Origin of the sequence: Allobosea sp. TAB14 (genome assembly GCF_052113865.1) — a bacterium.
Lineage (GTDB): Bacteria > Pseudomonadota > Alphaproteobacteria > Rhizobiales > Beijerinckiaceae > Allobosea > Allobosea spartocytisi.
Window position 1 is genome coordinate 1 of the sequence record NZ_JBFRDQ010000242.1, and the last position, 5,707, is coordinate 5,707.

Below are 5,707 nucleotides of genomic sequence, written 5' to 3' on the forward strand. Positions count from 1 at the left end.
GTGCGCACCATCGCAGGCTTAAAGCGCGCCGACGTGATCTGGCGGCGCATCGACGGCGATTTCGCCGATCCGCTCGAGCTCAACGCGCAATCGGCGCTCGGCGTCGCCGGCCTCGTCGAGGCGGTGCGGGAGGGCAATGTCCATATCGCCAACGGCCTCGGCTCGGGCGTCGTCGAGGCGCGCGCGCTGATGGGCTTCCTGCCGGCGGTGGCCCGCCAGCTCCTCGGCGAGGAGCTGATCCTGCCCAATATCGCGACCTGGTGGTGCGGCCAGCGGCGCGAGCGCGAGGCCGTGCTCGACCGCCTCGACGAGATGAGCATCGCGCCGGCCTTCCGCAGCGCCGGCGGCGGGCTCGACACCGGCCCCGTGCTCGCAGGCGATCTGCCGGCAGCCGAGCGCGAGGCGCTGCGCGCCCGCATCGCCGCGCGCGGCATGGACTATGTCGGGCAGGAGATCGTCCGGCTCTCGACCATGCCGGTGTTCCAGAACGGCCGGCTCGAACCGCACCCGATGACGCTGCGCGTCTTCGCCGCCGCGACCCCGGACGGCTGGAAGGTGATGCCCGGCGGCTTCTGCCGGATCTCGGACGAGCCGGATGCGCGCGCCGTCAGCCTGCGCAACGGCGTACGCTCCAGCGATGTCTGGGTGACGGCCGATGCGCCGGTCGAGCCTCTCACGCTGCTGCCGACGCCGGACCGCATCGCCATCCGCCGCATCACCGGCACCTTGCCGAGCCGCGCGGCGGACAATCTGTTCTGGCTCGGACGTTACCTGGAGCGCTGCGAGGCGACCTTGCGCCTCGTGCGCGCACTGCTCGGCCGGCTGATCGATTCCGATCCCGCTCCGGGACGCAGCGGGACCGTGCGCCGGCTGGGTGATCTGCTCGTGGCCTGGGGCTCGGCCCAGCGCGGCCGCAGCCAGAGCCCGGCGACGCAAGCCTATTCGGCGCTCTACAGCCTCGACGATTACGGCTCCGCCGCGGCCTCGGTGCGCGAGGCCCGGCGCACCGCGTCCGTCATCCGCGAGCGGCTCTCGGTCGATGCCTGGCGGCTGTTCGGCGATCTGCAGAGCCAGCTCACGCCGAAGGAAGGGCGCAAGCCCTCGGAGGGCGAAGCCTACGAGATCGCCGACCGCGCCCTGAAGACGCTCGCGGCCTTCTCCGGTCTCAGCCAGGAGAACATGGTGCGCGGGGCCGGCTGGCGCTTCCTCGATATCGGCCGGCGGCTGGAACGCGGCGTCGGCACCTGCCGCTTCGCCCGGCAATTCGCCGAGAACGACGCCTCGGTCGACTCGCTCGACGCCTTGCTCGACCTGACGGATTCGCAGATCACCTACCGCTCGCGCTATCTGCTCGGCGCGAGCCTCCAGCCCGTGCTCGATCTGGTGATGCTCGATCCCTACAATCCGCGCTCGGTCGCCTTCCAGATCGAGCGGCTCGAGGCCGAGATCGCGGATCTGCCCTCCCTGACGGAGGACGGCATGCTGGAGGCGCCGCGCCGGCTCATCCTGCGGCTCGCCGCCGATTGCCGCACCGCCGAGGCCAGCCGGCTCGACCGCACCAGCATCCTGCTGTTCGAGCAGTTGCTGATGGGGATATCCAGCGCCATCGCCGACCGCTACTTCCTCCAGAACAGCGGCCCCGAAGGGTCGCGACTGACAGGCATCGCGTGATCTACGACGTCCGCCACGTCACCACCTACGGCTATAGCCGGCAGGTGCCCTTCGCGCGCTGCATCATGCGGCTGCTGCCGCGCGACGGCTCCGGCCAGAGCGTGCAGAAGAGCGAGCTCTCGGTCATGCCGCGCCCGGCCGAACGCAGCGACGCGGCCTGCTTCTTCGGCAACCGGATGACGACGGTGACGATCACCAAGCCGCATCGCGAGCTGAAGGTCGAGATGCGGGCGCGCCTCTCCGTCGAGCGCTCTGCCCCGCCGCATCCAGGGCTGACGCGCGGCTGGGAGGAGGTCGCAGCGCTGGCGCTCGCCTCCGACAGTCTCGCACCGGCTTCGCCGACGCATCACATCTATCCCAGCCGGCTGGTGCCCGAGGTCGGCGCCGTCGTCGCCTATGCGCGTACGAGCTTCGGCAAGGGACGGCCGGTGCTGGAAGCCGCGAGCGAATTGATGGCGCGGATCCGGCACGACTTCACCTACGACCCCGCCGCAACGGAGGTCTCGACCCCGTTGGCGGAGGCTTTCGCCCAGCGCCACGGCGTCTGCCAGGATTTCGCGCATATCATGATCGCAGGCTTGAGGGGGCTCGGACTGCCGGCGGCCTATGTCAGCGGCTATATCCGCACCATTCCGCCCCCGGGCCAGAAGCGGCTCGAAGGCGCCGATGCCAGCCATGCCTGGGCGCTGCTCTGGTGCGGCCCCGAGACGGGCTGGGTGGGGCTGGACCCGACCAACGACCTGATCGTCGCCGACGACCACATCGTCACCGCCATCGGCCGCGACTATGCCGATGTCGCACCGCTCGACGGGGTGCTGATCGGGCCGGGCTCGCAGAAGATCGGCGTCGCGGTGGACGTGATCCCGGTCGGCTGAAGAGCGCTCAGGCCGCTTCCTCGGACGGGTGAGCCGGCGCCGGCATCCGCGCATGCGCCTCGCCCCAGGCCTTCAGCGCCATGATGACCGGCTCGAGCGTGCGGCCCTTGGCCGAGAGGCTGTATTCGACGCGCGGCGGCACCTCCGCATAGACCACGCGGACGATCAGCCCGTCCGCCTCCAGCTCGCGCAACTGATTGGTCAGCATGCGCTGCGTCGCGCCCGGCATGCGGCGGCGGATTTCGTTGAAGCGCAAGGTGCCGGCCGTGAGCAGGTGATAGAGCGCGATGCCCTTCCACTTGCCGCCGATGAAGCCGAGCGCCGCCTCGACGGGGCAGCCCGGCGAACAGTAAGGCTCCTGGAAACGCGGCGGCATGACGGTATCCTTTTCGACACTATGGTCTGAATTTGTGCGTTCTTGCGCTATTTGCAGGTTAAGCTCATCTGGCCTCCATCGCAACGCAGGAGAGACGCCATGCGCGCCGTCGGATACCGCCAGTCACTGCCCATCACCGCGGAAGACAGCCTGATCGACCTCGACCTACCGAAGCCCGCCGCCGGGGCGCGCGACCTGCTCGTCGCGGTCAAGGCCGTCTCGGTCAACCCGGTCGATACCAAGGTGCGGATGCGCAGCCAGCCTGCGGCGGGCGAAAGCGCCGTGCTCGGCTGGGACGCGGCGGGGATCGTCGAGGCGGTCGGCTCCGAGGTCACCGGGTTCAAGCCGGGAGATGCCGTGTTCTATGCCGGCGCGATCAATCGCCCCGGCAGCAACGCCGAATTCCACCTCGTCGACGCGCGCATCGCCGGGCCGAAGCCCGCCTCGCTCGGCTTCGCGGAAGCCGCCGCGCTGCCGCTGACCGCAATCACCGCCTGGGAGATGCTGTTCGACCGGCTGAAGATCCGCGATGCGGTGCCGGGCGCCGCGAACGCGCTTGTGATCGTCGGCGGCGCCGGCGGCGTCGGCTCGATCGCGATCCAGCTCGCGCGCCGGCTGACCGACGTCACGGTGATCGCCACCGCCTCCCGCCCCGAGACGCAAGCCTGGGCCAAGGAGCTCGGCGCCCATCATGTCGTCGACCACACCAAGGCGCTGCCGGAGCAGATCGCCGCGCTCGGCCTCGGCGCGCCGGCCTTCGTCTTCTCGACGACGCATACCGACACCCATCTCGCCGGCATCGTCGAGCTGCTGGCGCCGCAGGGGCGGCTCGGCCTGATCGATGATCCCAAGACGCTCGACGTCACCCTGCTGAAGCGCAAGAGCCTCTCGCTGCATTGGGAGTTCATGTTCACCCGCCCTGTGTTCCAGACGGCCGATATCGCAGAGCAAGGCAAGCTGCTGGCGGAGGTCTCGCGTCTCGTCGACGCCGGCACGATCCGCACGACGCTCGGCGAGCATTTCGGCGCGATCAACGCGGCCAATCTGAAACGCGCTCACGCGCTGATCGAGAGCAACCGCGCGAAGGGCAAGATCGTGCTGGAAGGCTTCTGACGACGCCCTTATCCGGCGCCCGGCACATCACCTGCGGTTTCCGAAGTCTCGCGACTGGAGTCGAGCGGCAGGGAATGCTAGCGAGCCCCGGTTACGCCGGGGCCCGCCTGTTCATGTTCATCCTGAAACCGCTGGGCGACAAGCGCATCGGCCTGCTCTGGTCTTCGCAGCTCCTCTCCGCCACCGGTGCGGAATTCTACATGGTGGCGGTGATCTGGATCGCCTCMTCGCTGATCGGCCGTGACGCCGGCTATGTCTCGGCACTGCAATCGGGCGCCCTGCTTTTCGGCAGCCTGTTCGCCGGAGCCCTCACCGATCGCTGGCGGCATGCGACGACGATGGTCGGCGTCAGCCTGTTCCGGGCGGCGCTTCTCCTGCTGCTGGCGGCGGCGAGCGCCTTCGGCTTCATGAGCCTGCCCCTGCTCRCAGTGACCGCGGGCGCCGTCGCGCTCGCCACCTCAGTCTATGACCCCGCCTTGCAGGCGACGCTGCCGATCCTGGCGCCCGGCACCTCGATCCGCCACGCCGTCAACGGGCTGTTCGACGCGACGCGGCGCATGGCGCGTATCCTCGGCCCCAGCCTGATCGCCCTCGTCAACGGCCTCGTGCCGATCGGCCAGTTCTTCGCCATCACGGCCGGCGGGTTCCTGCTCTCGGCGCTCGGCGTCCGGGCCGCCCTGAAGGGGGCGCCGTTGCCCGCGCCACCCGAGACGCGCCGCGGCCTGTCATCGGTGCTCGACGCGATCATGGGCGGGGCGCGTGCCGTGCGGCATCACCGCCTGATGCATTTCGGCCTCATCGCCGACTTCGTCGGCAACGTCACCTGGTCGATGGGCGTTCTGCTCGGCATGGCGCTTTATCTGCGCATGACGAGCGCCGAGCCGCTGACCGCCTACAGCCTGATGATGACCGCCTATGGCGCCGGCAATCTCGCCGCGAACCTCGTCCTGGCCGGGATCACGCCGAAGCGGCCGCTGCTGTGGCTCGTGATGTCGAAGCTCACCTTCGGGCTGGGCGTGCTGCTGATGCCCTTCGCGCCGAATACGGCGGCCTTGATGGCCTGCGCGGCGCTGGCCGCGGTCAACGGCCCGTTCGAAAATCTGGCGCTTCTGCACATCATCCAGCACGATTTCCCGCCGCAGCGGATCGCACAAGTCTACCGCCTGCAGATGTGCGCCGTGTTCGGCGGTTCGCTGATCGGCTATCTCGCCGCGCCGAGCCTGTTCGCCGCCTTCGGCCTCGCGCCCATGATCGCCACGCTCGGCGCCGTCACGCTGGCAACGGGGCTGGTCGGGCTGGCGCTGTCGCGCCTGCTGCACGGGCCCAGGCCGATATGAAAACGGCCCCGTCCGAAGACGGGGCCGTATCGTTCCTGCCTGATGCAGCCGGTCAGGCCAGCGTGTAGGCCGTCTTGACGGTGGTGTAGAACTCCTTGGCGTAGGCGCCCTGCTCGCGCGGGCCGTAGCTGGAGCCCTTCCGGCCGCCGAACGGCACGTGATAATCGACGCCCGCGGTCGGCAGGTTGACCATCACCATGCCGGCTTCGCTGTTGCGCTTGAAATGCGTCGCATACTTCAACGAGGTCGTGCAGATGCCCGAGGAGAGGCCGAACTCGGTGTCGTTGGCCACGGTCAGCGCCTCGTCATAATCCTTGACGCGGACGATGTTGGCG

At 69.4% G+C, this 5,707-nt stretch carries 6 protein-coding genes; 4 read left to right on the plus strand and 2 right to left on the minus strand.

Annotated features, from left to right (window positions below; genetic code table 11):
- Positions 1–1,671 (plus strand): alpha-E domain-containing protein (locus AB4Y99_RS25095; protein WP_441525227.1); only part of this gene is annotated, 1,671 nt, incomplete at its 5' end.
- Positions 1,668–2,546 carry a transglutaminase family protein gene (locus AB4Y99_RS25100; RefSeq protein ID WP_038360801.1) on the plus strand — a complete coding sequence of 293 codons (879 nt, stop codon included), beginning with the start codon at positions 1,668–1,670 and terminating at the stop codon, positions 2,544–2,546. The genes AB4Y99_RS25095 and AB4Y99_RS25100, both read left to right, overlap by 4 nt.
- A gap of 7 nt (positions 2,547–2,553) precedes the next feature.
- Here the strand turns inward: AB4Y99_RS25100 and AB4Y99_RS25105 are convergent, their stop codons facing one another.
- Positions 2,554–2,922 carry a winged helix-turn-helix transcriptional regulator gene (locus AB4Y99_RS25105; RefSeq protein ID WP_441525228.1) on the minus strand — a complete coding sequence of 123 codons (369 nt, stop codon included), beginning with the start codon at positions 2,920–2,922 and terminating at the stop codon, positions 2,554–2,556.
- A gap of 99 nt (positions 2,923–3,021) precedes the next feature.
- On the opposite strand from AB4Y99_RS25105, the gene AB4Y99_RS25110 reads away from it, so the two are divergent.
- Together AB4Y99_RS25110 and AB4Y99_RS25115 are read left to right on the plus strand one after the other, a co-directional pair.
- Positions 3,022–4,035 carry a zinc-binding alcohol dehydrogenase family protein gene (locus tag AB4Y99_RS25110; protein WP_441525229.1) on the plus strand — a complete coding sequence of 338 codons (1,014 nt, stop codon included), beginning with the start codon at positions 3,022–3,024 and terminating at the stop codon, positions 4,033–4,035.
- Between the two features lie 74 nt (positions 4,036–4,109).
- Positions 4,110–5,372, plus strand: coding sequence for an MFS transporter (locus AB4Y99_RS25115; protein ID WP_441525230.1), 1,263 nt, complete (start codon positions 4,110–4,112; stop codon positions 5,370–5,372).
- 52 nt (positions 5,373–5,424) lie between these two features.
- On the opposite strand, the gene AB4Y99_RS25120 is transcribed toward AB4Y99_RS25115, so the two are convergent.
- Positions 5,425–5,707, minus strand: a 283-nt coding sequence (locus tag AB4Y99_RS25120) for an aldehyde dehydrogenase family protein (protein ID WP_441525231.1), incomplete at its 5' end; no start/stop codon positions are given.

Bases quoted from the DNA above. Each gene is read 5' to 3' on its own strand.
- AB4Y99_RS25105 (WP_441525228.1), bottom strand. From the start codon at position 2,922: ATGCCGCCGCGTTTCCAGGAGCCTTACTGTTCGCCGGGCTGCCCCGTC.
- AB4Y99_RS25110 (WP_441525229.1), top strand. From the start codon at position 3,022: ATGCGCGCCGTCGGATACCGCCAGTCACTGCCCATCACCGCGGAAGAC.